We start from the raw sequence: 25,714 nt of genomic DNA on the forward strand, positions 1-25,714 counted from the left end.
CCCCCTGATCGCCTGCGTCGCCCACAGTAAGTGCCGCATTGCGCTTGTCGCCGCGCGAGTGAGCGCCTAATTCGCTGCGATGCATTCGACCAACGACCTCCGCCGCGCCTTTCTCGACTATTTCGGGACCGCCGATCACCAGGTGGTGCCCTCGGCACCGCTTGTGCCGTACAACGACCCGTCGCTGATGTTCGTCAACGCAGGGATGGTGCCGTTCAAGAATGTGTTCACCGGGGTCGAGACCCCGCCTGCGCCGCGCGCTGCCAGCAGCCAGAAATGCGTCCGAGCCGGGGGTAAGCACAACGATCTCGACAATGTCGGCTACACCGCTAGGCACCTCACTTTCTTCGAAATGCTCGGCAATTTCAGCTTCGGCGATTACTTCAAGGAACGTGCGATCGAACTGGCTTGGGGTATGGTCACCCGGGAGCTGGGGCTGGCAAAGGACCGGTTGACTGTCACCGTTTACCACACCGATGACGAGGCGTTCGATCTGTGGCGCAAGATCGCGGGGCTACCCGAAGAGCGGATCATTCGTATCGCCACCAAGGACAACTTCTGGGCCATGGGATCTGATGGCCCTTGCGGCCCGTGCTCGGAGATCTTCTGGGATCATGGTCCAGCGGTTGCGGGTGGTCCACCCGGCTCGCCCGAAGAGGATGGCGACCGCTTCGTCGAGATCTGGAATCTGGTGTTCATGCAGCATATCCAGGCGGCAGACGAGATCGTCGGCAACCTGCCTCGCCCCAGCATCGATACCGGAATGGGGCTGGAACGCATGGCGACAGTCATGCAAGGCGTCCATAATGTGTTCGAGACCGACACCTTCCGCACGCTGATCGATGCCAGCGAAGAGGGCGTGAAAGCGAAGGCAGACGAAAGCACCATCGCCAGTCATCGCGTGATTGCGGATCACCTGCGCTCCACCAGTTTCCTCATCGCAGATGGTGTGCTGCCGTCGAACGAAGGACGCGGCTATGTGCTGCGTCGGATCATGCGCCGCGCCATGCGACACGCACACCTACTCGGCGCGGAAAAGCCGCTGATGCACCGTCTGGTGCCGACGCTGGTGAGCGAGATGGGGCAGGCCTATCCCGATCTGCCGCGCGCGCAGGCGCTGATTACCGAGGTGCTGGAGCGCGAGGAGACCCGCTTCCGCCAGACGCTGGACAAGGGCTTGCGCCTGCTCGAAGAGGAAAGCGCGGGGCTGGGCGAGGGCGACAGCCTGCCCGGTGAAACCGCGTTCAAGCTCTACGACACCTTCGGCTTTCCTTACGACCTTACCGAGGACGCGCTGCGCGCGCGCAACATCGGTGTGGACAAGGCCGGTTTCGATGCCGCGATGGCGCTACAAAAGGCCGCTGCGCGTGCCGCATGGAAGGGTTCGGGCCAGACTGCCGACAGCGAGGTCTGGTTCGACATTGCCGAGCGCGAAGGCGCGACCGAATTCACGGGCTATAGCGCCAACGAAGGTGAGGGCCGGGTGGTGGCGCTGGTGGTGGAGGGCAAGGAAGTCTCTTCTGCTGATAGCGGGCAGGAAGTGATCGTCCTCACCAACCAGACTCCGTTCTATGGCGAAAGCGGCGGGCAGATGGGCGATGCGGGAACCATCACCGGCGATCACCGCTTGCACATCGCCGTTGGCGATACGGCCAAGCCACTCGGGCGGCTGCACGCGCACCATGGCACGATCAAGTCGGGCCGGATTGCCGTGGGCGATACCGTCCATCTCGCCATCGATGCCGTGCGGCGCGATGCGATCCGGGCCAACCATTCGGCAACCCACCTCCTCCATGCGGCGCTGCGCAACCATTTGGGCGGGCATGTGACGCAGAAGGGTTCGCTGGTGGCGCAGGACCGTTTCCGCTTCGATTTCTCGCATCCCAAGCCGCTTTCGGCGGCGGAGGTTGCCGCAATCGAAGCCGAAGTGAACGCCGAAATCCGCGCAAATGATGAAGTCCGCACGCAATTGATGAGCCCAGATGACGCCATCGAGGCAGGGGCGATGGCGCTGTTCGGCGAGAAATACGGCGAAGAAGTCAGGGTGCTCTCGATTGGCCGTTCCAATTGGGATGGTTCGGGGCGCAACTACTCGGTCGAGCTGTGCGGCGGCACCCATGTGCGCGCCACGGGGGACATCGGACTGTTCCGCATTGTCAGCGAAAGCGCGGTCTCTTCGGGCGTGCGGCGTATCGAGGCACTGACGGGCGAGGCTGCGCGGCAATGGCTGGTAAGCCGCGACGAGGCATTAAAGTCAGTGGCCGCGACACTGCGCACCGCGCCCGACGAGGTTGAAGAGCGGGTCGCCGCACTCGTTGACGAGCGCAAGCGACTGGAACGCGAGCTGGCCGAGGCGAAGAAGGCGCTGGCGCTGGGCGGCGGTTCTGGCGGGGCGGCCCCGGCGGCGGACGAGGATGTCGGGGGCGTGGCTTTCTCCGGCCAAGTAATGCAAGGCATGGACCCGCGCGAACTGCGCGGATTGCTCGATGGCGCGAAGGCGCGGATGGGATCGGGCGTGGCGGCCATTGTCGCGGTGAACGAAGGCAAGGCGGCGGTGGCCGTTACGGTCAGCGAAGATCTGCTTGGCCGGTTCAGCGCCGTCGATCTGGTGCGCGCGGGAGTCGAGGCCGTGGGCGGCAAAGGCGGCGGTGGTCGCCCGGACATGGCGCAAGGCGGGGGGCCGGATGGTGACAAGGGTGACGAGGCTATCGCCGCAATCAGGCGTGTTCTCATGCGTGAGACCGTCTGACGGGGCGACTTCCGCTAATCTGTCAGACCGGATTCGAGGCCGAGCTCTTCATCGAGCGGGAAGACGCATACATAGATGTCCGCTTCATAGAAAAGCCTTCCGCTATTGCCACTACCGACGAACGAAGCGCCATGCCCGAGAAATGCAAAATGCCCCTCAATCTGGCTTCCTTCGAGCACAATCTGAGTGACTTCTCCGCTCACATCGCGCGAGTCCTGCACTATTGCCACGCCAGGTTGCATGGCCATGATGGTCACGAATAGCTCGCCAGCCGAACCGCTGGTTTCGCAGGCGAACTGATCGTTGATCGATGCTCTGGCTGGAGCAGACAGGCAAAGTCCGCTGATAATTGCCAATACTGCCAAAGACGAATTCTTCATCGCGCGTTCCCCCGTTTGAAGCCTGGCATTCTCCTTGCGCCTCATTGCTTAGCCCTGACTGAACGCGCGGCAGGCTGGTTCAGTCCACCCGGTTCTGCGCGGACCGCCTGCGGTCGCCCTCGCTGCCGCGCGGGACATCGTCCATATTGCGCACGTTCCGTCCGTGATCTTCGTCTGAAGCGACATTCTTCGGCTTGAACTTCTCGGAATTCGAAACCGGCTTTGTCGGGTCTTGCTGCTTGCTCATGGGAATTCTCCTTCCCCATACCAATGCGCGAAGCCGCGACTTTATCCGGGGAACCTCATCCTTCCAGTGTGCTGGTGCGCAGTTTCGGCTTGTGCTCCAGCGCCGCACCTTGCTGGATTGCCTCGCGGAATTCGTCGCGCTTTTCATGGATCGAGGCGATTACCGGGCCCATTGGCACGCCGATATCGACCAGCGCTGCTTCGGACAGTTGGAGCGAGCTCTCGAGCGTTTCGGGAACGGCGGTGCTCGCCCCGCTGCGGTAAAGTTCGGCGGCGTGGAAGCTGTCCCGCGCGCGAGCGATGATCGGCAGGTCGGGATGGGCAGCGCGCAATTTGCGCACCATCCGCTGGGCGAGGATATGTTCGTCCATCGTCAGGATGACGGCCGGCGCCCGGTCGATGCCGAGCTTGTCCAGCGCATCTTCGCGCAATGCATTGCCGAACACCGCGTAGTAGCCGTCTCGCCGCGCCTGTTCGATCAGGTCCGGATCGGCATCGATGGCAATATAGGGCTGGTTGTGCCGCTTCATCATCTGCGCCACCAGCCGCCCGACCCGGCCCAGCCCGACGATGACGACGCGCGGCACATCGCCATCGCCCTCGATCTCGTCCAGCGCCGGAGCGGGCTCGACCTGCCGGGCCACCCGTTTGCCGAGCATGGCCAGCAGTGGAGTGACGGTGAGGCCGATGGCGGTGACGATCTGCCAGAACTGCGCGGTCTCCGGCGCGATCAGCAATGCGCTCGCGGCAGCGGCCATCACGATCAGCGTGGTTTCGGACGGGCTGGCCATCAGGATACCCGTCTCGACTGCGGTTGCCCGCCGCGCGCCCATCAGGCGCAACAGGATGCCGGTCACAACGGCCTTCAGGGTGAGTACGCCGACAACTGCCAGAACGATCATCCCCAGGTTGCTCCAGACAGTCCCCAGGTCGATGCTCATCCCGACGGTAATCAGGAATACGCCGAGTGCCAGGCCCTTGAACGGCTGCATGATGCTTTCGACTTCGGTGTGGTACTCGGTTTCCGCGATCAGCAGACCGGCGATCAGCGCGCCGACGATGGGGGAGAGGCCGACCAGCGCAGTGGCAAGGCTCGATCCGATTACCACCAGCAGGGTTGCCGCGAGGAACAATTCCGGGCTCTTGGTGCGCGCCGCCTGGGCGAACAGGTGCGGCAGCAGGAAGCGCCCGGCCACCATCAGCACCGCCACCACCAGTCCGCCCTGCCACAGCGTGGTCAGCAAACCATCCCAGCCCTCGGCACCGGCATTGGGTGCCAGCGCGCTGAAGAGGAAGATGAGCGGCACGATCATGATATCTTCGAACAGCAGCATCGAGAGCGCGGCGCGGCCCACCGGCGTGTGGGTGCCCGATATCGGCAGCACCAGCGCGGTGGAGGAAAATGCCAGCGCCAGTCCCAGCGCCAGTGCGCCGGTCCAGTACTGTCCCGACAGCATGAACACGGAGGCGAGCAGGAATCCGATCACGATCAGCTCCAGAGCGCCCAGTCCAAACACCATGCGCCGCATTTGCCAGAGCCGGTTGAAGCTCAGTTCCAGCCCGATCGAGAACAACAGCAGGGTGATGCCGAATTCGGCGAAAGGCACCAGCTGTTCGGGATCGGTAATGGTGACATGGCGCAGCCAGTCGTATTCCACCACCATCCGCCCCAGCCCGAACGGGCCGACCAGCAGGCCGACGAGGATGAAGCCGATGATCGGCGTCACCCGGAAACGGGCGAACAGCGGGATGATGATGCCTGCTGCGCCGAGGATCACCAGCGCATCGCTCATCCAGGGGGAGATTTCGGCGTGGTGCATGAATGGACCTATGACAGAGGCATTGCGCTTGCTGCAACTGCGAAATGGGCGCGCGGCACGGAGGTGGGGCAATTATGGAGCACATGGAGCACTGTTCTGGAGAAGAAAAACCTCTCTTCGTATGGTGCTCCTGAAAAGCAGGGGGCCGCAGGGGAAAACAGGCATTCAACACGCGCTCGATCAAGCACGGCGCCCGCCATGTAGGAAAGCCCGCACGCTGCGCAGGCAATTATGGAGCACATCCCCCGCTACCCGTGACACAGCGCCCACAATCGTTATGCATGGGGTATGCAGACAGCCACGATCATCGCCCTAGCCGCCTATTTCGTCCTCATGCTCGTCATCGGGCTCTATGCCTGGAAGCGATCGACCGAGAACAGCGAGGGCTACCTGCTCGGCGGGCGCAACCTGCATCCGGCGGTAGCGGCGCTCAGCGCGGGGGCGAGCGACATGTCGGGCTGGCTACTGCTCGGCCTGCCCGGCGCGCTCTATGCCACCGGGCTGGTGGAGGCGTGGATCGGCATCGGCCTGTTCATCGGCGCGGTGGTCAACTGGTTCGTGGTCGCGCCGCGCCTGCGCGCACAGACCATATCCTACGGCAATGCGCTGACGATCCCGCAATTCCTCGCCAACCGCTTTCCGGACAAGGCCGTGGCGCTGCGGGTCACTTCCGCGATCATCATCGTGGTGTTCTTCGCGGTCTATTCGGCGGCGGGGCTGGTGGGCGGCGGGCTGCTGTTCGCCAGCACCTTTATCGACGCGCCGCTGCTGGGCCTCAGCCCCTATATGGCGGGGGTGTTGCTCACCGCGCTGGTGGTGCTGGCCTATACGATGGTGGGCGGGTTCCTCGCGGTGAGCCTGACCGATTTCGTGCAGGGCTGCATCATGGTGGTGGCGCTGGTGCTGATGCCGCTGGTGGTGCTTTACGGTGCGGGCGGCGGCGGGATCAGCCAGATGACCGAGACGCTCGGCACGCTCGATCCGTCATTCCTCAGCTGGACCAGCGGGCTGACCGTGATCGGTTTCCTGTCCGCCGTGGCCTGGGGGCTGGGCTATTTCGGCCAGCCGCACATCATCGTCCGCTTCATGGCAGTGCGCGAGGGCGGGGTGCCGATGGCGCGCGCCATCGGGCTGAGCTGGATGGCAGTGGCGCTGGTCGGCGCGCTGGGTATCGGACTGGCGGGCCGCGCCTATGTCGAGCGCAATCCGGGCATCGTGCTCGACAATCCGGAAACGATCTTCATCCTGCTCGCCAATACGCTGTTCCACCCCTTCGTCACCGGCTTCCTGCTGGCAGCGCTGCTGGCGGCGATCATGTCCACCATCAGCTCGCAATTGCTGGTGAGCTCCAGCTCGCTGACCGAGGACTTCTACCGTCTGTTCTGGCGCAAGCAGGCAAGCGAGCGGGAGATGGTGAATGTCGGCCGGGTCTGCGTGGCGCTGGTCTCGGTGGCGGCGATCGTGATCGCCAGCGATCCCGAAAGCGGCGTGCTGGCGCTGGTGGCGAACGCCTGGGCCGGCTTCGGCGCCGCCTTCGGCCCGCTGATCGTGCTGGCGCTGACGTGGAAGCGCATGACGGGTGCGGGCGCAGTGGCCGGGCTGGTGACGGGGGCGGTGGTGGTGATGGCGTGGATCTGGCTCGGCTGGAACGCGGAGTTCATGGGCGGGCCGGGGGTTTACGAGATCATTCCGGGGTTTGTCGCGGCTTGGCTGGCGATCTGGGGGGTGAGTTTGGTGACGGGTGGAGCGAATAGCGCCGTATCGTCACCCCGGACTTGATCCGGGGTCCCGCTTGAGTGATCTGGTCGAAAACGGAAATAGGATCGCGTCGCGCGCTAAACTAGACCGGATGAAACACAGGTTTCGCTTGGACTAGGAAGTTAGCGGGACCCCGGATCAAGTCCGGGGTGACGAAGAGTGGTCGTGTCCACAATGACCGCATATTTTTCTTGGCCAAGGCGTACTGAACGCCATGAAACCCTTGTTCGTCTTGAACGGCGTGAGTCCGCAGTCGGGACACCGAAATAGCAGCAAGCTGGCAAGGCCATGACTTAGCCAGAATGCTAGTCCGAGAATGAACCCGATGCTGCCGAAGCGATCGTGCAAAAATGAGATCCAGATCGGGAAGCTGAAAAATACAATCAGCACATATCCGATGAATAACCAGGACTTCATGTAGAGCGACATCGGCTCAGCCTGTCGTCATCTGGCCGACATTCAAGGAATGCTTCTAATGTGGAGTCGACCCTTCCACCAACCCATCCCCATCAGCCCGCCGCACCCGGCTCTGCCGCACGAGCTCCGCCATGCGAATGCTCGCCCCCGCCGCCGTCATCCGCGCGTGGTCTGCGCCGACCGACTTGGCCGTTGCCGCAGCTTCGGCAAACAGGCGTCCGCCCACCGAAATCACCGTGGGCTGATCGGGAGAAGCGAGGCGGCTGTGCTCCACCGTCGCTCGCAATTGGCCCAACGTGTGTTGTCGCATGAAAGCGTCCGAGAGGGCGATATCGACCGCGTCGGGATGCTGCGCGCTGAGTTGGTTGGCCAGCGCCTCGTCGCTGTCGGGGAAGGCCATTTCGACATCCCAGCCCGCATCGGTGAACTGGTCCGCCAGCAGCGAAGTGCCGAGCATATGCGCTTCGCCCGGAGCCGTGGCCAGCAGGATCGAGTAGCGCCCGTTGCGCAGGCTCTGCCCGCTCGCTTCGTAGCGCACCTCGTGACCGGCGAGTTGCAGCATGCTGAGGCCGATGGTGAGATCGAGCTCGCTGCATTCGTCGGCCAGCCAGGCATCGCCCAGTGCGCGCGCCGCCGGCTCGATCAGCAGGGTGACGATGGCACCGCTTTTCCAGCCGCGTTCCGCCAGCGAGTCGATCAGCTTGCCGAGACCGATATCGTTGGCTTCGAGCGCCAGCCGGACCAGGCTCTTTATATAGCCGTCCACCGCCTCGGGCACCGAACGCGCCGCGACCGCCGATGCGGACGGCTTGTCGAGGTGGCTGTGGAGCAGCAGGTCCCAGTTGGAAAACACCCGCGCGGGGACAACGTGCTCGCTGAGCACCTCGATATGGTCGTGGCGGCTATCCTGCTTGATCGACGCCCACAGCGCATCGAGCTTGTCCGGCGGGCCTTCGAGCGTTTGCAGGAACGAACCGTTTTCATACAGCAGCATACCGGTGACATTGAGTTTCCGGTTGCGCGCGCGCGCCTTGCCGACCAGCGAGTGGAGATCGGAGGGGCTGGGAGTGGCCGTAGCCCGGCTCTTGTAGGTTATGCAGCCGATCCAGCCTTCGTTGCCGGCGATAGTGGCTAACCCCTGAAGCATCTCCCGACTCCTTCCCCTCGCGATGTTAACATCATTCAGCAGGGCAGCATCGTCAAGTGCGTCCTCCACAAGCAGGCGCCGAGCCTACGAGCGTTCCGACCGGCCTCAAACATGACCTTTATGCGGTGGTCAGCCCCCGCCCGGCCCATGCTGTCGCGTAGGCGGGGGGCCGCCGGGTTCGGCCTGGGTCGCGCCTTCGCGGTGGTCCCATTCGATGCGGTAGAGATCGAAGCGGCGGTCGGCCAGGTTGCGGACAGTGCCTTCGGCGCGGGCCCAGGCGAGATCGGCGAGGTTGACGTCGCTGATCGTGAGGGTTTCGACATTCTCGGTGGCTTCGGCGGCAATCCCGTCCCGCGCGAAGGGGAAATCGCACGGGGTGAGGATGCAGCTTTGCGCGTACTGGATGTCCATGTTGGCGACATTGGGCAGGTTGCCGACATTGCCGCTCATCACCACGTAGCACTGGTTCTCGATCGCGCGGGCCTGCGCGCAGTAACGTACGCGCATGTAGCCCTGTCGGCTGTCGGTGCAGAACGGCACGAAGATGATCCGCGCGCCTTCGTCCACCAACCGCCGCGCCAGTTCGGGGAATTCGCTGTCGTAGCAGATCAGCACGCCGATGGGGCCGCAGTCGGTCTGGATCACGTCCACCGCATCGCCGCCGCGGATGTTCCACCAGTAGGCTTCGTTGGGGGTGGGGTGGATCTTTTCCTGTTCGTGGATCGATCCGTCGCGCAGGCACACCATCGCCACGTTGTGGATGTCGCCATCCTCCATCCGCGTCGGGTGCGATCCGCCGATGATGTTGATGTTGAACTTGAGCGCCATTTCCGAAAGCGCCTTGCGGATGCGCGGGGTATATTCGGACAGCAGCTCGATGCTTTTGAGCGGGGACAGCTCCTCCGCTTCCGCGCTCAGTAGCATCAGCGTGAACATTTCCGGAAACAGAATGAAGTCCGCTTCGTAATCGGCAGCGACATCGACGAAATAGCGGATCTGGCCGATGAATTCGTCGAAATCCTTTACCGCGCGGGCCTGCAACTGGCAGGTGGCAACGCGGACGTTCTCGACCCCGCGCGGCACGCGGGCCTGTGGGCTGGCTTCCTGGTCGACGAACGGGTTGCGCCAGACCATCTGCACCGCGTTGCCACGGCTGCGCGTATCTTCGGGCAGGTAGCCGGGCAGGATGCCGATGGGCTCGAACCCGTTGGCGAGCTGGAACCGCAGCACCGGATCGTGGATGCGCCCGGCGATCACCTTTTCGAGATAGTCTTCGGGCCCCTCGACCCGACGCCAGCTCTTGCGAAGGTTGGGCATCCGTCCGCCGAAGACGATGCCTTTCAACTCGCTCTGTTCGGCGAGAAAGCGCCGTTCCTCGTACAGCCGCCGCCCGATCCGGGTGCCGCGGACCTTGGGATCGACGCACATCTCGTAGCCGTAGAGCCAGTCGCCGTTGGGATCGTGGCGGCTGCCATAACCGTTGCCGGTGATCTCGTCCCAGCTGTGCGGGCGGAGCGCCTTGTCTCCGGCAATGCGCATGGTGGCGCAATAACCGACGAGTTTGTCATCGAGCACGGCAACGAAGCAGCCCTGCGGATAGTTGTTCAACTGCCCGCGAATCTCGCCCTGCGTATAGGGGACGAAATCCTCGTAAACGCGCTTGGCGAGCGCGGCGATGCGGCGGATATCGCCGACTTCCGCCTGCCGCACTTCGAGGCGGGCCTTGGTCATAACTTCGGGCCCGCCATCGCGATCACGCCAGCCCCTGCGCCTTCATTTCCGCTTCCAGTCCTTCGACAATCGCTTCGAAGAACTGCTCGGTGGTCATCCAGCTCTGGCTGGGTCCGATCAGCAGCGCGAGATCCTTGGTCATCTTGCCCTGTTCGACGCACCTGATGCACACCCGTTCCAGAGTCTCCGCAAAGGCCACCACATCGGGCGTGTTGTCGAAACGGCCGCGATACATCAGGCCGCGAGTCCAGGCGAAGATCGAGGCGATCGGATTGGTCGAGGTTGCCTTGCCCTGCTGGTGCTGGCGATAGTGGCGGGTGACGGTGCCGTGAGCAGCTTCGGCTTCCACGGTCTTGCCGTCCGGGCTCATCAGCACCGAGGTCATCAGCCCGAGCGAGCCGAAGCCCTGCGCCACCACGTCCGACTGCACGTCGCCATCGTAGTTCTTGCAGGCCCAGACGAACTTGCCGCTCCACTTGAGTGCGGCGGCGACCATGTCGTCGATCAGGCGGTGTTCGTAGATGATCTTGGCTTCGGCGAACTTCTCCTTGAAGCCTTCGGTGTCGAACACTTCCTGGAACAGGTCCTTGAAGCGCCCGTCATAGGCCTTGAGGATGGTGTTCTTGGTGGAAAGGTACACCGGCCAGCCGCGATCCAGCCCGTAGTTGAAGCTGGCGCGGGCGAAATCGCGGATCGATTCGTCATGGTTGTACATCGCCATGGCCACACCGGGCTGGTCGAAGGTGTGGACGTCGAGATCGATGGTCTGGCCATCATCCCCTTCGAACACCAGCCGCAGCTTGCCTGCGCCGGGGATCAGGGTGTCGGTGGCGCGATACTGGTCGCCGAAGGCGTGGCGGCCGACGACAATGGGATCGGTCCAGCCGGGGACGAGCCGGGGGACATTGTCTATCACGATCGGTTCACGGAAGATGGTCCCGCCGAGGATGTTGCGGATCGTGCCGTTGGGCGAACGCCACATCTTCTTGAGGCCGAATTCCTCCACCCGCGCTTCATCCGGGGTGATGGTGGCGCACTTCACGCCGACGCCGTACTTCTGGATGGCGTGGGCGGAATCGATGGTGATCTGGTCTTCGGTCTCGTCACGCTTTTCGACCGACAGATCGTAATACTTCAGGTCGACATCGAGGTACGGCAGGATCAGCCGCTCGCGAATCCACTGCCAGATGATCCGTGTCATCTCGTCGCCGTCGATTTCCACGATGGGGTTCTTGACCTGAATTTTCGCCATGGGGCTTCCCTGTCTTTCGTCTGTGAATGCGTTGGATTTGGCCGCGTCCTAGCAGAGCCTTATCGTGGCGCAAGGGAAGGGGCGGGGGCAATTCGCGCCATTTCGGCGAATTGCGCGACGACTGCCGGGGCGATGCGGGCGAGGGCCAGCGCGGCGCGGGCACCGAGGCGGGTTTCGGCCAGGTGCCAGGCCAGCGAGGCGAGCCGGATCGGCTTGCGCGCCTTGATGGCGAATGCGCGCTGGTATTTGGGTGCGGCGGATGCGCCACCCTCCAGCCAGTAGCGCGCGGCCATGCTCCCGCTGGCAAGGGCAATGGAAATGCCTTCGCCTGCGAGCGAGGGAATCACCGCCGCCTGATCGCCGAGGCGGAACAGGCCTGTGGTCGTTTCGCTGCCGATCCAGCCATAAGGCACGGCGCCGATGGTATCACTGCGTATTGTGCGCCAGTCGTCCTCCAGCCGTGCGGCGAGGGCAGGGCTTTGCGCGGCAAGCCAGCCGAACAGTGCTTCGGGCGAACTGCCAGAACGGGCGAGCGCGGACTTGCGCAGCGCGAGGCAGACATTGGCGCTGCCGCCATCCTGCAGGACGATTCCCGCATAGCCGCCCTTGAACAGGTGCAATTCGATTGCACCGCCCAACAGGGCCGTGCGCTCCGGGGAGGCGGGCAGGCGCAGGCGCAGGCCGAGCGTGGTATCCTTGGCGTGGCGCGGGCGCGAATGGCCGCGCAGGTCGTGCTTGCCGGTGGCGAGGAAAATACTGTCGGAACGCCATTTCTGGGATTGGCCCTGAGCCACCCCGTTGGTCAGCCCGCCGATCCGGTCGAAAGCGATCATTGCGCCGCGTGCCAATGCCACTTCGCGCAAGGCGGTATCGAGCGCGTGGCGCGAAAGGCCTACAGCGGCATGGGGCAGGGGCAGCACAACGTCGCGCTCGCCATCGAACAGGCGCAAGTGCGAGACGCGATGCGCTCCCAGTTTTAGGGCATCGATACCGAGCGCCTGCAATTGCTCCAGCGTCCGCCAGCTCAGGAACCCGCCGCACAGCGGATCGCCCACCGCCTCGTCGCGGTCGAGCAGCAGCGGCTGCGCACCATTGTTCGCTAGCACGATGGCCGCTGCACATCCGGCGGGGCCTGCGCCGAGGATCAGCGGCGAGTCCATCACTGCACCCGCGACACGCAGAGGCGGAAGGGGAAATACCGCTTCACCTGCGCCTGTGTGATGCCCGCCTCGGCCAGGATCGGTGCCCATTCCTCGGGCCGATAGGCACGCGCAATCGAAGTGCGCCCGTCCAGCCGCACGATCTTGTGCCAGCCCATCAGGAAGGCCAGCACCGGATAACCCGCGTGGCTGAAGGCATGGCGGTGAAGATCGTTGACGAACCAGCCGATCCGCGCCTCGCTCTCCATGAAACGAAGGAACAGCAGCAGTTCCGGATGGGTCATGTGATGCGCGACAAGGCTGGAGACGACGACATCCCAATCACCGCCGATATGATCGGCATAGTCCCCGGCGCGGTAGGTTATCGGCAATTCGGATGGCGTCGCGTCGCGGGCGACCTTTTCGCTGCGGGGATTGAGGTCCACGCCAAGAAGCTCGGCCTTTATCCCCCGTTGCTCGGCCCAGTGCGCGATTTCGCGCAGCATATCCCCATTTCCGAAGCCGACATCGAGCAGCCGGAAGCTCTTGCGTCTTGCCAGCGCGCGTTCGAGGAATTGCAGCGTCGGGCGATAGGCCATCGTGACCCGGTTGACCTTGGCAAGGTCCATCAGCACGGCGCGATAGGTGGACTCAGGCAGCGCCGCGTCGTCCATAAGTTCGCGGGCCTGGAGGCGTTCAGTCAGCATCTGTGCCACCTGTCCAGCCGAACCGCAGGCCCTCCATTGCCAGACCGGGGCCGAAGGCGAGCGCGACGCCGCTTTGCGGCTTCTCTTGCATCAGCCGTTCGAGCACGAAGAGCACCGTGGCCGAGGACATATTGCCGCAGTCGTTCAGCACCGCGCGTGAGGTCACCAGCGCCTCGGCCGGCAGGCTTAGCCCGCGCTCCACCGCATCTAGCACCGAGCGCCCGCCGGGATGCACCGCCCATGCCGCCGGTGGCGCATTGCCGATGATCCTGGCTTGCAGTGCGGGATCGTCCAGCGCCTCCGCCAGCCGCCCCGGCACTGCGCCGGAAAGCTGCATTTCGAACCCGGTATCGCCGACGGTCCAGGTGATGAGGTGATCGCTTTCCTCCAGCGCGGCGGAAAGTCCCGCTCCCAGCGCAAGCCCATCACCCTCGGCACTCACCAGCGCTGCGGCGGCACCATCGGCGAACTGACCCATCGCCAGCAGGCTTTCGATATCGACGCTTTCCTGTAAGTGCAGCGAGCAGAGTTCTACCGATACGGCTAGCACCCGCGCCTGCGGTTGCGAGCGGACGATATGCGCGGCGGTGCGCAGCAGGGTCACACCCGCGTAGCAGCCCATGAAGCCGATGCTGACGCGTTCGACATCGGCGGAAAGGCAAAGCCGACGGGCGATTACCTGATCCAGACCGGGCGCCATGAAGCCGGTGCAACTGGCGACCACAAGGTGGGTTACGCCTTCGGTTGAGGGCAGGGCGGCAATCGCCTCCAGCGCCAGATCGGGGGCGGACTGTGCATAGCGGTGCATCCGCTCGGCCGTGCCGGGTGGCGTGTCCCGCATGTAGAAGCTGCCGAAATCGAGCGCCGCGTCGCTGCCCGCCAGCACCGAGAAGCGATGGGCGATGCCACCGCGAGCTTCCATTCGCCGGAACACGGCTGCTTCGCGCGGCGGCAACTGCCGTTCGGCCCAACCGGTGTAGGCCGCGTGGACATCGCACGAAGGCAGGACTGTCGCTATCGCGTTGATGCGCGGTGTTAGCTGATACTGATTGCTACCCATGAACCTGCCAACGGGAGCAAGGGGCAATCGTGCCAATCAACCGCAGATTTTCGCCTTCGATTCGGTATATTCGGCGATAATCTGTTCGCATATCGCGCTGGCGGGGCGCACTTCGCGCACTGCGCCGACGCCATGCCCGGCAGACCAGATGGTTTTCCATGCCTTCGCCTCTTCGTTGAGCGACATTTGCCCGGCATGTTCGGGAAGGGTCGCCGCGGCGAGGCTGGGCGTGAGGAAATTCGCGCCGACGCCGGTCACCTTGTCAGTATAGGTGATATCCTTTGCGGAGGCGCCGATCATCATGTCCTTTTGTCCATCCGGCGCCATGCTTTCGGCGGCGGCGATGAAATGGCTGCCGAAATAGCCGAAATCAGCCCCCATCGCTTCGGCGGCGAGAATGTGCCCGCCGTGGCTCATGCTGCCCGAAAGGATGATCGCGCCGTCATAGAACTCGCGGATTTCCGACACGAGGGCAAAGGGGCTGTAGGTACCGGCATGGCCACCTGCGCCCGCTGCCACGGCAATGATGCCATCGACGCCTGCTTCGACCGCTTTCTCGGCATGGCGGCGCTGGATCACATCGTGGAACACGAGGCCCCCGTAGGAATGCACCGCCGCCACCAGATCGGGCACCGCGCCGAGCGAGGTGATGATGAGCGGCACTTTGTGCTTCACGCACAGTTCCAGATCGGCCATCACCCGCGGATTCGACTGGTGGACGATCAGGTTGACGCCATAGGGCGCATCATCGGGGCCGAGCCGGTCCTCGATTTCGTTGAGCCAGTCCTCGAACCCTTCGGAGGTGCGCTGGTTAAGGGCCGGGAAAGTCCCGCAAATACCCGCCTTGCAGGTCTCCACCACCAGATCGGGGCCGGAAACGAGGAACATCGGCGCGGCAATGGCCGGGACGCTGAGCCGCGCCTTGAACTCCTCGACCGTCAAAACGCTTCCTCCGGCATATCCATCATGCTCGCCTTGCCGCTGCGGATCGCCATGAATTGTGCCGTGGCGGGAGGCAGCAGCCGGTTGAAGAAGAACTGCGCTGTGGTGATCTTGGCCTTGTAGAACTGCTCTTCTCCGGTGCCTTCGGCCAGCTTCGCATGAGCCACCTTGGCCGCCTTGGCAAAGCAGTAGCCCATCGCCACGAAGCCGAGCAGGCGCAGGTAATCGGTCGCAGCTGCCGCCGCTTCATCGGGATCGCTCAGGCCCTTCTGGGCAATGTGCCCCGTCGCCAGTTGCAGCGCGCCGAAGCTCTGCTGGAGCGAACCGACCAGCTTGCCGATCTGCGCGTCCTGCGCATTGTCCTCAAGGAACTGCGACACCGGGTGGAAGAAGGCGCGCAGGTTGCGGCCCATCCGGTCGGGCAGCTTGCGGCCGACCAGATCGAGCGCCTGGATGCCGTTGGTGCCTTCGTAGATCATTGCGATCCGGGCATCGCGGGCGAACTGCTCCACCCCGGTTTCCTGGATGTAGCCGTGGCCACCGTAGACCTGCACCGCGAGATGCGCGCTTTCATGGCCGAGATCGGTGAACAGGGCCTTCACCACCGGAGTCATCAGCGCGACGAAATCCTTCGCCCGCGCCCGTGCTTCGGGCTCCTTCGCCGCGTGTTCGGCATCGAGCGCGCGGCTGACCCATGCGGTGAGTGCCCGGCAGCCTTCGTTATAGGCGCGCATCGTCATCAGCATCCGCCGCACATCGGGGTGGACGATGATCGGATCGGCGGGGCCAGAGGGGTTCTTGACGCCCGAAAGCGAGCGGCCTTGCAGCCGGTCCTTGGCGTACCAGACGGCCGACTGGTAAGCGATCTCGCCCACGCCAAGCCCCTGGATGCCCACGGCAACGCGCTCGGTGTTCATCATCGCGAACATCGCTTCGAGCCCCTTGTGCGGCTGGCCGACCAGCCAGCCCTTCGATTCCTCGAAAGTCATCTGGCAGGTAGCGGACGCCTTGAGGCCCATCTTGTGTTCGATCGCGGTGGGACGGGCATTGTTGTGATTGCCGAGCGAACCGTCTTCGTTGGGCAGGTACTTGGGCACCAGGAACAGGCTGATCCCCTTCACCCCGGTCGGCGCATCGGGCAGGCGGGCGAGCACGAGGTGAACGATGTTCTCAGTCAGGTCGTGGTCGCCGGCGCTGATGAAGATCTTGTTGCCCGAAATCAGGAAGCTGCCGTCTTCCTGCGGCTCGGCCTTGGTGCGCAGCATCCCCAGATCGGTGCCGCAATGCGGTTCGGTCAGGCACATGGTGCCCGACCATTCGCCGTTCGCCATGCGGGGCAGATAAAAGGCCTTCTGGTCCTCGCTGCCATAGGCGTCGAGCGAGACCATCGCCCCGTTGGTCAGACCGGGATAGAGTCCGAACGAGAGGTTCGCCGAGCAGGTCATTTCCTCGACCATCTTGCCCACCGAATGCGGGGCGCCCTGGCCGCCGTACTCAGGCTTCGCGCCGAGGCCCGCCCAGCCGCCTTCGCAGAAGTGTTTGTAGGCTTCCTGAAAACCCTTGGGCGTGCGGACCACGCCGTTTTCGATTCGGCAGCCTTCCTGGTCGCCGGGCCAGTTGATCGGCAGCAGCACGTCACGGCACAGCTTGTTGGCTTCTTCAAGGATCGCCACCGTGGTGTCGGCATCGAAATCCTCGAACCCTTCGAGATCGCCGAACCCGTCGTCGGTGTGCAGTTCTTCCAGCACAAAGCGCATGTCGCGGATGGGGGCTTCATAGACTTGCATCGGACAAATCCTTTCAGGTTCAGTTTCGGAGCGGCTTGCCGGTTTCGAGCATCTGCTCGACCCGGGCCTGTGATTTCGGGTTGCGGACGAGGCGCATGAAAGACTCGACTTCGAGTTTGAGCAATTGCGCCTCGGTGGTCACGTCCATCATGTCGGTGTGGCCGCCCGTCAGGATATGGGCAAGCTCGCCCGCCACCGTTTCATCGTGCGGGGTTGCCAGGCCCTGCTTGCGGAACGAATCGACTGCCAGCTTGAGCGCGGCCGCACCGCTCGGGCCGGGCAGGCGGTATTCGGGCTTTTCGGGCGGAGTGTAACCTTCCACCATCGCCAGCGCGCGCTGCTTGGCATCGTAGAGCAGGCGATCGCGGTTCATCGTGATCCCGTCCTTATGACGTAGGAAGCCCAGATCCTTCGCTTCCGCCGCCGATTTGGCGACCGTGGCGGTGGAAATGATCTCGAACGCCTTGGAGACGGCAGGCATCGGACCCTTGGGCTGGCGCGGGTTCTCCAGCCAGCGGGTGAGCATTTCGCCGCAGCCGCCCCAGCCGGGGATCAGCCCCACGCCGGTCTCGACCAACCCGATATAGGTTTCGGCATGGGCTTGGATCGCATCGGAATTGAGGCACACCTCGCAGCCGCCGCCCAGCGCCATCCCAAACGGAGCCGAGACGACGGGGAAGGGCGCATATTTCAACGCCTTGTAGGCATCCTGTCCGCCCTTCACCAAGCGTTCGACTTCGCTCCAGGCAGCGATGTTGAGCGCGAACATGGCAAGGCCGAGGTTTGCCCCGGCAGAGAAATTGGAGCCTTCGTTGTAGACCACCAGCGCCTTGTAATCGCTTTTCACCAGACCGATGGCCTGCTGGATCAGCTTCATCACCTGCTCGTCCAGCGCGTTCATCTTGCCGGTGAATTCGAGCGCGACGACGCCATCGCCCACATCCCACAGCGAAGCCGAGCCGTTCTTGAGCAGCGGCTTGGTCGTGCGCTTGATATCCTCGAGCAGCAACACGCCTTCGGGGCGCACGACATCGTGGTACTGGCCGTCGGTGCCAAAATACTGCCGCTTGCCGTTCTCGATGCGGTAGAAGGTCTGGTCGCCAACCTGTTGCAATATCGCCGGAACCGGCAGGCCCGCAGCCTGCAAACGTTCAACCAGATGTGCGGCGCCGATAGCGTCGATCATCTCGAACGGACCGGCCTTCCAGTTGTAGCCCAGCTTCATCGCATCGTCGACGCCGACCACGGTCTTGGTCGCTTCGGGAACGATGGAGGCCGCGTAGGAGAGCGTCGGGCCAAGCACGGCCCAGGCGTAATCGCCGACCTTGCCCTTGTCCGAAATCAGCGCCTTCAGGTCACCCTTGGCAGCGGGTCCGCGAACATTAGCGGGGCGGGCGGCGGCACGATATTCGCCGCTCTTGAGGTCCTTGGCCTCTTTCACCTTCGAACCGTCGGCGCCCTTGGCCATGCGGTAGAAGCCGCCCTTGCCTTTGCGCCCGGTGTAGCCGTCTGCAATCATCGCTTCGATCAGCGGTTCCGAACGGGCAATCGCCTGGTAGGGATCGTCCTTCGGCAGGGTGCTGGTGAGGCTGGCCATCAGGTGCGGCATCAGATCGATGCCGACCAGATCGACAAGGCCGAACACGCCGGTCTTGGGCACGCCCATCGGGCGACCGACAATCTCGTCCGCCTCTTCCACGCTCAGCCCCAGATCGAAAGCCGCGTTGACCGCGGCCTGAATCCAGAAGGTGCCGATGCGATTGGCGATGAAGCCGGGCGAATCCTCGGCATCGACCACGCTCTTGCCGAGCTGGCGATCGACGAAATCGGAGACCATTTTCACCGTGGCCGGATTGCTCTGCGGCCCCGCAACAATTTCGATCAGCCGCATGTAGCGCGGCGGATTGAAGAAGTGGGTGATGAGGAAATCCTGCTTGAACTGGTCCGAACGGCCGTCGGTCAGTTGCGCCAGCGGGATGGTGGAGGTGTTGGACGACACCGCCGTACCTGGACGGCGCACTTCCTCGAGTTTGGCATAGAGGCTCTGCTTGATGTCGAGCCGTTCGATGATCGCCTCGACCACCCAGTCACACTCGGCGACCCGGCCAAGGTGATCCTCGATATTGCCAGTTTCGACCAGCCCGGCCGCGCGCTTGCCCATGAAGGGGGCAGGGTCGGTCTTGAGCATCTTTGCCACTGCGCCTTCGGCAATGGCATTGCGGTTGGTGCCGTCCTTGGGGACGATGTCGAGCAGCAGCACCGGCACGCCGGCATTGGCGACTTGCGCAGCGATCCCCGCACCCATCGTGCCTGCGCCGATCACGCAGACCTTCTTGATCGTATTGTCAGCCATCATGCGGCCTCCAGAATGGTGGCGATGCCCTGTCCGCCGCCGATGCACTGGGTGGAGAGCGAATATGTCTTGCCCTCACGCTGGAGCAGGCTGGCGGCCTTGCCGACGATCCGAGCGCCGGTGGCGCCAAGGGGGTGGCCGATGGCAATCGCGCCGCCATCCAGATTGATCTTCTCGAGCGGAATGCCGAGATCGGCAATGCAGGCGAGCGACTGGCTGGCGAAGGCTTCGTTCAGTTCGACAATGTCGATATCGTCCATCGTCAGCCCCGCGCGAGCGAGTGCCTTGCGGCTGGCTTCGACCGGACCGATGCCCATGATTTCGGGTGCGCAGCCGGAAATCGCCATGCTCCTGATTTTCGCCATCACCTTGAGGCCGTTGGCCGCAGCATAGTCGGCGCTGCACACCAGCACCGCGGTCGCGCCGTCGGTGAGCGGGGAGGAGGTTCCGGCGGTGACAGTGCCTTCCTGGTCGAAGGCCAGCTTCAGGCCTGCAAGCCCTTCGGCTGTGGTTTCAGGGCGCGGGGTGCCGTCGCTGTCGATCACCGTTCCATCGGGAAGGGTGTAGGGCACGATTTCATCGGCAAAGGAACCCTTGGCCATCGCTGCTCCGGTCTTCTGCTGGCTGGCGACCGCGAAGGCCTCCTGATCGGCGCGGCTGAGCGAATACTTCTTCGCCACGTTTTCCGCCGTGTCACCCATTCCGAGATAGGCGGCGCTCTTCTTGGCGAGCGCGGGATTGGGCATGGGGTTGAACCCGGTCATCGGCACGCGGCTCATGCCTTCGACACCGGCGCATATGAACACGTCGCCCGCGCCCATTGCGATCTGCCCGGCGGCATAGTGGATCGCGCTCATCGACGAGCCGCAGAAGCGGTTCATCGTGATGCCGCCAACGCTCAAGGGCAGATCGGCGAGCAGGCCGACCAGGCGGGCGATGTTGAAGCCCTGTTCGCCTTCGGGGAAGGCACAGCCCATCACGATGTCCTCGATATCGTCAGCCTTCACGCCAGTGCGTTCGATCAGCCCGCGAATCGTGTTGGCGGCGAGATCATCCGGGCGGACCTTCGCGAGGGCGCCGCGATAGGCGGGGTGGAAGGGGGAGCGGACGTATCCGGCGATGACGACATCAGTCATGGTGGCTTTGCCTTTCCTCTTGTTTTTGCGTTTATCGCGGGCGTTTCGGGGCGATTGACCTTTTGCGCCGAATGATTACGATAAAGTCTGTTGCTTGACCTATACGTTAAGCAGGATGGAATCAAGACGCTCTTTCGCCCGTAGCCTTAGCAGCTTTGGACAAGTGCAGCGTCAGGGAAAGGAAACAAATGCCTGCCGTCGATGCGCCCTCGCACCCGCTCGATACCAGCCGCATCCTCGATGCGCAGGGCAATCTGCGCCCACGCCTGCTGACCGAACTGCTCGACCATGCGGTGGCAAAGTTTCCGCAGCGGGTCTGCGTCGATTTTCTCGGGCGCGAGTGGACCTACGCCCATATCGGCGAACTGGTTGATCGGATCGCGACCGGATTGCAGGCAGAAGGGCTGGGGCAGGGGGACCGATTCGGCCTGTGCCTGCCCAACACCCCCTATTCGGTCATCCTCTATTTCGCGGTGCTGCGCGCCGGTGCCACCGTCGTGAATATCAACCCGCTCTATTCGGAAAGCGAGGTGGAGTTCCTCGTCACCGATTCGGGGGCGAAGATGGTGGCGGTGCCCGATCTGGAATTGCTGCACGGCAAGGTGGCAGTGGCCTGGGGCAAGGCGGATGAAGCGGGTAAGGTTTCGCTCGAAAAGATCTTGCTCTGCCCGATGGCCGATGTGCTGCCGTTCTGGAAAGGCGTCGGCCTGCGAACACTGAAGCGGTCGGCGCTCGCAAAGCGGCGCGCGGGTGTGGGCTACCTCGATTACCGTGCGCTGGCCGCGCATCCCGCCGCTCCGAAAAAGGTGGAGCAGCATCCGGACGATGTGGCGGTGCTGCAATATACCGGCGGCACCACCGGGCGGCCCAAGGGGGCGATGCTCACCCACGCCAATCTGGCCGCCAATTCGGCGCAGATGATGCTGCACGTGGGCGAAGAGCGCGACATGCAGGAGCGCACCCTTGGCGTGCTGCCGCTGTTCCACGTCTTCGCGCTTACCTGCGTGCTCAATTTCGGCGTCGATACCGCCGCCGAACTGGTGCTGCTGCCGCGTTTCGAAATGGACGAAGTGCTGAAAACGATCCGCCGCAAGCCGCCGACGCAGATTTTCGGGGTGCCGACGATCTACAATGCTCTCGGCTCGCTGCCCGACGACAAGGTGCCCGATCTCTCCGCCGTGCGCACCAGCATATCCGGCGGCGCGCCGCTGCCGCTGGAGATTCGCCAGCAATACGAAAAGCGCACCGGATCGCCGGTGTCGGAGGGCTACGGCCTCACCGAAGCCTCGCCAATCATCACCAGCAATCCGCTGCTCGGCCGCCAGCCGGTGAAGGACAATTCAGCCGGCCCAGCCTTCCCGCACACCATTATCGAAATCCGCAATCCCGAAACCGGCGAATGCTGCGTGGGCGTGGGCGAGAAGGGCGAGATCTGCGCGCGCGGGCCGCAGGTAATGAAGGGTTACTGGAACCAGCCGGAGGCAACCGCTGCAACTTTCGTCGATGGTGCGCTGAAAACGGGCGACATCGGCTATCTCGACAAGGACGGTTACCTGTTCATTGTCGATCGGATCAAGGACCTGATCCTGTGTTCGGGCTACAACGTCTATCCGCGCGTGATCGAGGACGCGGCCTATGAGCATCCGGCGGTGAAGGAAGCCGTCGCGATCGGCATTCCCGACGATTACCGGGGCGAGGCACCCAAGCTGTTCATTGCCCTGCACCCGGGCGAGGACCTCGACGCGGCGACGCTGCACGCTTTCCTCAAGATGCGGCTCAGTCCCATTGAAATGCCCGACGCCTACGAATTTCGCGACGAATTGCCCAAGACGCTGGTGGGCAAGCTGGAAAAGAAGGCGCTGGTTGCAGAGGAACGAGCCAAGGCTGAGGCCAGCAGGGCCGAGGAAGCGGGGGGGGCAAGCGCATGAGCAATGTCGACATCAGCCCGCTGGGCACCGGGTCGCCCCTCGCGGACAACGGCGACGAGAGCCTGAAAAGCATCGCCGAAGCCGCCGAGGAACTGGGCGTGACCCAGCGCACCCTGCGTTTCTACGAAGACAAGGGCCTGATCGCGCCGCAGCGGGTGGGCACAATGCGCGTCTATTCGCGGCGCGAAATGGGCCGGATGATGCTGATCCTGCGCGGCAAGCGGCTGGGCTTCTCGATTCGCGAGATCGGCGAATTCCTCTCGCTCTACGATACCGACCAGCAGCAGCTGGGGCAGATGCGCCACTTGGTGGGGCGAGTGACCGACCGGCTGGGCGAACTGCGGCAGCAGCGCGAGGCGATCGAGCAGACCATCGGCGAGCTGGAAACGATCGAGGCCCAGGCCAACGCGCATATCGCGCGGCTGGCGGGTTGAGCGGGCCGGATTTTCAGCGGAAACGAATGGTGGGCGTAGCAAGGATTGAACTTGCGACCCCTACGATGTCAACATAGTGCTCTACCACTGAGCTATACGCCCGCACCATTCGCGTGGCCGACCCATCGGGGCGGCAGGCGGGCCATCTAGCGCCGCCTTGGCTGGCTGGCAAGTGCCTACCTGATCGTCAGAGCGTGGCGAAGGCCACGTCTTCGAACATCCGCTCCACTTCCATTACCAGGTCTTTCAGGTGGAACGGCTTGGAGAGCATCTTCGCCTTGGGCGCATCGTGGCTGGCGCGCAGCGAAACGGCGGCGAATCCGGTGATGAACATCACCTTCGTCGTCGGGCTCAATTCGGCGCAATGCTGCGCCAGCTCGATCCCGTCGATCCCCGGCATCACGATATCGGACAGCAGCAGGTCGTAGATTTCGGTGCGCAGCAGCGGCAGGGCATCGGTCCCCGAACCCACGGCCATCACGGAGTAGCCGGCCTTTTCCAGCGCGCGCTTCAGGTAGGTGCGCATCGCCGTGTCGTCTTCGGCCAGCAGGATCCGGATCATGCCTCTTCCTCGGTTTGGTGTGTTTGACTCGCCGCCCCTCTAGCCACCAATTTGTAACAAAGTCTTGTTGCCAGATCGAGGTGACCTGCTTTGACACAGGACGCTTTCGCGGCCAGCTATGCGCACGATGACAGCGATCGAGACAGCGCGCAGCGATTCGCCCGAACGCGGAGGGGGACTGATCCCCGGGAGCGAAGGCCTGGCCGCTTTCTCGCTGATCCGTCGCCGCGCAATGGCGATTCCGGTCCTTATCGCTGTGCCTCACGCCGGGCGCGAATATCCTCCCGCATTGCTGCGCCGCCTGCGCCATCCCGACGATGCGCCGCACCGGCTCGAAGACCGGCTGGTCGATCTGGTCGGCCATGCGGTGGCGCGGGATACCGGGGCGGCGCTGCTGGTGGCCCATGCCCCGCGGGCGATGATCGATCTCAATCGCTCGCCCGACGATGTCGACTGGGAGATGGTCGCCGGTGGCGGCAGCAAGATTCGCTCGCGGCTGGCCGTGGGCAGGCGCGCGCGGGGCGGGCTGGGGCTGGTACCACGGCGGTTGCCGGGGCTAGGCGAGCTTTGGATTGCGCCTCTTCCTCGCGCCGAGCTGAGCGAGCGGATCGAGACGATCCACCAGCCCTATCACACCATTCTCTCGCAAACGCTGGAAACCATGCGCGACCGCTGGGGTGCGGCGCTGCTGGTCGACTTGCACTCGATGCCGCCGCTGGGTCCGAAGACGGGCGACGATCCGGCGGTGGACTACGTGATAGGTGATCGCTTTGGCGGGTCTTGCGACAACCGGCTGGTGCTGGCCGGGTTCGATCATCTCGAAAAGAGCGGCGCCCGCGCTGCGCATAACCAGCCCTATGCCGGTGGCTATGTGCTCGATCGACATGGCGCACCGGGGCGCGGGATCAGCGCGCTGCAACTGGAAGTGTGCCGCACCGCCTATCTCGACCGCGACATGCGCCATCCCGGACCGGGACTTGACGACGTAGTGCAGACGGTAACCGGACTCGTGCGTCGCTTCGCCGATGAATTGGCCGGTTCTGCAACCGGGCTGGCCGAGGCTGCTGAATAACCAAGAAAAAACCGCCCCGTGCGCAATGCACGGAGCGGCCAAGGTTCAGGGAGGAGGTGTACCGAAGTACACCGATCCAGCCGGGCCATGAGGGGAGCGCCGACCGGACGAGAAACCAGATAGGATCGGGCCGTGTTCGTTGCAAGTGCTACGAAAAAGGCGCACCCACTTTCCGGGCCGCGCCTTTCGCATTTTATCCCGCTTCCGGGGCCGATCAGCCGTTACTTGGCAGGCGGGATCGCCGCTGCGCCGTTGGCAAGTTCAGCCGCCAGAGGGCCCTTGCCCTGTTCGGCCTGGCGGGCGAAAATCGTCCGCATCAGATCGAGCGAGAACAGGTGCGCGAAGATCAGCGGCAGCAGGCCGTTCTGGTTCCACGTGCGCAACTGGTCACCGCGCAATTCGCGCAGCTTTTCCTGGTTCACCATGCGGAAGCCGCGATAGGTGAAGGGCTGGTCCGGCTTGTCGCGACGCTGGATGGCGATTTCCCCGTCCATCAGCAGGTCGTGCTTCTGCAGTTCGTCCATGAACAGCTGGGTGCGGTTGCCCGCTTCCTCGAACTTCTCGCAGAATTGCAGCAGGCTCTGGGTGTGTTCGCTGGGTTGCTTGTCTTCGGTGAACAGCGCCTGGCCTTCGTCGAATTCGCCCACCAGGTCGCTCGACGGATCGAAGCATAGCGAAAGATTGTCCGAATCCTTCTGCAAGCGCGCCAGCAGGAAGGGGTAGCGCCGGACATAGGCGGGCACATAGGGCGTGCCAACGGGCGTGCCATCATCGCTGAAGAACACGTTGACGCCTTCGTTGAGGCCCATCAGCGCCAGCGGCACCGGGCGATCCCCGGCGGAAAATACGATCGGATAGTCGCGCTGGGCAACGGGGAATTCCTCCACCGTCAGCGGAATGGCGTGCTGGCCGGCAACCCACGGCGCCTTGTCGGTGGTGCGGCCCTTCCAGCTGGCGTGATCGTTGCTGTTGAGCGGCACGAGGCTCTTGTAAAGAACGGGCAGGCTGGAATTGGGCGCGCTGGCCATAGTGGTCTCTCCGGTCAGGATTGTCTGGATGGCATCGCCAACTGCAGGGATCGCTCCCCCGCCGGG

At 63.8% G+C, this 25,714-nt stretch carries 20 protein-coding genes and 1 tRNA gene; 5 read left to right on the forward strand and 16 right to left on the reverse strand.

What is annotated here, in order from left to right; translation table 11 throughout:
- The first annotated feature begins 79 nt into the window (after positions 1-79).
- Complete coding sequence (alaS, locus tag JY451_12185) at positions 80-2,749, forward strand: alanine--tRNA ligase (GenBank protein QZH74428.1); 2,670 nt, start codon at positions 80-82, stop codon at positions 2,747-2,749.
- A gap of 14 nt (positions 2,750-2,763) precedes the next feature.
- Here alaS and JY451_12190 read toward each other — a convergent pair whose 3' ends face one another.
- The 3 genes from JY451_12190 to JY451_12200 all read right to left on the reverse strand — a co-directional run bounded on the left by JY451_12190 (position 2,764) and on the right by JY451_12200 (position 5,195).
- Positions 2,764-3,129 (reverse strand): hypothetical protein, encoded by a 366-nt coding sequence (locus tag JY451_12190; GenBank protein ID QZH74429.1) that lies wholly within the window; start codon positions 3,127-3,129, stop codon positions 2,764-2,766.
- Between the two features lie 79 nt (positions 3,130-3,208).
- Positions 3,209-3,376: a hypothetical protein gene (locus tag JY451_12195; protein QZH74430.1), complete on the reverse strand. Its 168-nt coding sequence runs from the start codon at positions 3,374-3,376 to the stop codon at positions 3,209-3,211.
- Between the two features lie 55 nt (positions 3,377-3,431).
- Positions 3,432-5,195, reverse strand: a complete 1,764-nt coding sequence (locus JY451_12200; GenBank protein ID QZH74431.1) for a cation:proton antiporter — start codon at positions 5,193-5,195, stop codon at positions 3,432-3,434.
- A 288-nt stretch (positions 5,196-5,483) separates the two neighbouring features.
- Between JY451_12200 and putP the strand changes: the two genes are divergently transcribed.
- A complete protein-coding gene (gene putP, locus JY451_12205) occupies positions 5,484-6,974 on the forward strand; it encodes a sodium/proline symporter PutP (GenBank protein QZH74432.1) in 1,491 nt (496 codons plus the stop codon).
- A 451-nt stretch (positions 6,975-7,425) separates the two neighbouring features.
- On the opposite strand, the gene JY451_12210 is transcribed toward putP, so the two are convergent.
- The 10 genes from JY451_12210 to JY451_12255 all read right to left on the reverse strand — a co-directional run bounded on the left by JY451_12210 (position 7,426) and on the right by JY451_12255 (position 20,624).
- Positions 7,426-8,517 (reverse strand): BLUF domain-containing protein, encoded by a 1,092-nt coding sequence (locus JY451_12210; GenBank protein ID QZH74433.1) that lies wholly within the window; start codon positions 8,515-8,517, stop codon positions 7,426-7,428.
- A 129-nt stretch (positions 8,518-8,646) separates the two neighbouring features.
- On the reverse strand, positions 8,647-10,248 hold the full coding sequence (locus JY451_12215) for a GNAT family N-acetyltransferase (GenBank protein QZH74434.1): 1,602 nt from the start codon (positions 10,246-10,248) through the stop codon (positions 8,647-8,649).
- Between the two features lie 22 nt (positions 10,249-10,270).
- A complete protein-coding gene (locus JY451_12220; protein QZH74435.1) occupies positions 10,271-11,500 on the reverse strand; it encodes an NADP-dependent isocitrate dehydrogenase in 1,230 nt (409 codons plus the stop codon).
- 59 nt (positions 11,501-11,559) lie between these two features.
- On the reverse strand, positions 11,560-12,660 hold the full coding sequence (locus JY451_12225) for an FAD-dependent monooxygenase (GenBank protein QZH74436.1): 1,101 nt from the start codon (positions 12,658-12,660) through the stop codon (positions 11,560-11,562).
- The gene (locus JY451_12230; GenBank protein ID QZH74437.1) at positions 12,660-13,346 is read right to left on the reverse strand and encodes a methyltransferase domain-containing protein; all 687 of its coding nucleotides are present in this window, start codon (positions 13,344-13,346) and stop codon (positions 12,660-12,662) included. Before JY451_12230 ends, JY451_12225 begins: the two co-directional genes overlap by 1 nt.
- Positions 13,336-14,406, reverse strand: a complete 1,071-nt coding sequence (locus JY451_12235) for a type III polyketide synthase (GenBank protein QZH74438.1) — start codon at positions 14,404-14,406, stop codon at positions 13,336-13,338. The genes JY451_12230 and JY451_12235 overlap by 11 nt, the downstream gene beginning before the upstream one ends.
- A 36-nt stretch (positions 14,407-14,442) precedes the next feature.
- Positions 14,443-15,294 carry a nitronate monooxygenase gene (locus JY451_12240; GenBank protein ID QZH76711.1) on the reverse strand — a complete coding sequence of 284 codons (852 nt, stop codon included), beginning with the start codon at positions 15,292-15,294 and terminating at the stop codon, positions 14,443-14,445.
- A gap of 50 nt (positions 15,295-15,344) precedes the next feature.
- A complete protein-coding gene (locus JY451_12245) occupies positions 15,345-17,135 on the reverse strand; it encodes an acyl-CoA dehydrogenase C-terminal domain-containing protein (protein QZH74439.1) in 1,791 nt (596 codons plus the stop codon).
- A 19-nt stretch (positions 17,136-17,154) separates the two neighbouring features.
- Positions 17,155-19,488: an enoyl-CoA hydratase/isomerase family protein gene (locus JY451_12250; GenBank protein QZH76712.1), complete on the reverse strand. Its 2,334-nt coding sequence runs from the start codon at positions 19,486-19,488 to the stop codon at positions 17,155-17,157.
- Positions 19,488-20,624 (reverse strand): thiolase family protein, encoded by a 1,137-nt coding sequence (locus JY451_12255; protein ID QZH74440.1) that lies wholly within the window; start codon positions 20,622-20,624, stop codon positions 19,488-19,490. The genes JY451_12250 and JY451_12255 overlap by 1 nt, the downstream gene beginning before the upstream one ends.
- Before the next feature lie 188 nt (positions 20,625-20,812).
- Here JY451_12255 and JY451_12260 point away from each other — a divergent pair, with 188 nt between their 5' ends.
- Positions 20,813-22,552, forward strand: a complete 1,740-nt coding sequence (locus JY451_12260; GenBank protein ID QZH74441.1) for a long-chain fatty acid--CoA ligase — start codon at positions 20,813-20,815, stop codon at positions 22,550-22,552.
- Positions 22,549-22,986, forward strand: coding sequence for a MerR family DNA-binding transcriptional regulator (locus JY451_12265; protein QZH74442.1), 438 nt, complete (start codon positions 22,549-22,551; stop codon positions 22,984-22,986). The genes JY451_12260 and JY451_12265 overlap by 4 nt, the downstream gene beginning before the upstream one ends.
- Positions 22,987-23,013: 27 nt before the next feature.
- On the opposite strand, the gene JY451_12270 is transcribed toward JY451_12265, so the two are convergent.
- Together JY451_12270 and JY451_12275 are read right to left on the reverse strand one after the other, a co-directional pair.
- Positions 23,014-23,088: transfer RNA gene (locus JY451_12270), tRNA-Val, on the reverse strand.
- Between the two features lie 85 nt (positions 23,089-23,173).
- On the reverse strand, positions 23,174-23,548 hold the full coding sequence (locus JY451_12275) for a response regulator (protein ID QZH74443.1): 375 nt from the start codon (positions 23,546-23,548) through the stop codon (positions 23,174-23,176).
- Positions 23,549-23,675: 127 nt separating this feature from the next.
- Between JY451_12275 and JY451_12280 the strand changes: the two genes are divergently transcribed.
- Positions 23,676-24,620, forward strand: a complete 945-nt coding sequence (locus JY451_12280; protein ID QZH74444.1) for an N-formylglutamate amidohydrolase — start codon at positions 23,676-23,678, stop codon at positions 24,618-24,620.
- Between the two features lie 221 nt (positions 24,621-24,841).
- Here the strand turns inward: JY451_12280 and JY451_12285 are convergent, their stop codons facing one another.
- Positions 24,842-25,648: a SapC family protein gene (locus JY451_12285; GenBank protein ID QZH74445.1), complete on the reverse strand. Its 807-nt coding sequence runs from the start codon at positions 25,646-25,648 to the stop codon at positions 24,842-24,844.
- Between the last annotated feature and the right edge of the window lie 66 nt (positions 25,649-25,714).

Origin of the sequence: Erythrobacter sp. (genome assembly GCA_019739335.1) — a bacterium.
Taxonomy (GTDB): domain Bacteria; phylum Pseudomonadota; class Alphaproteobacteria; order Sphingomonadales; family Sphingomonadaceae; genus Alteraurantiacibacter.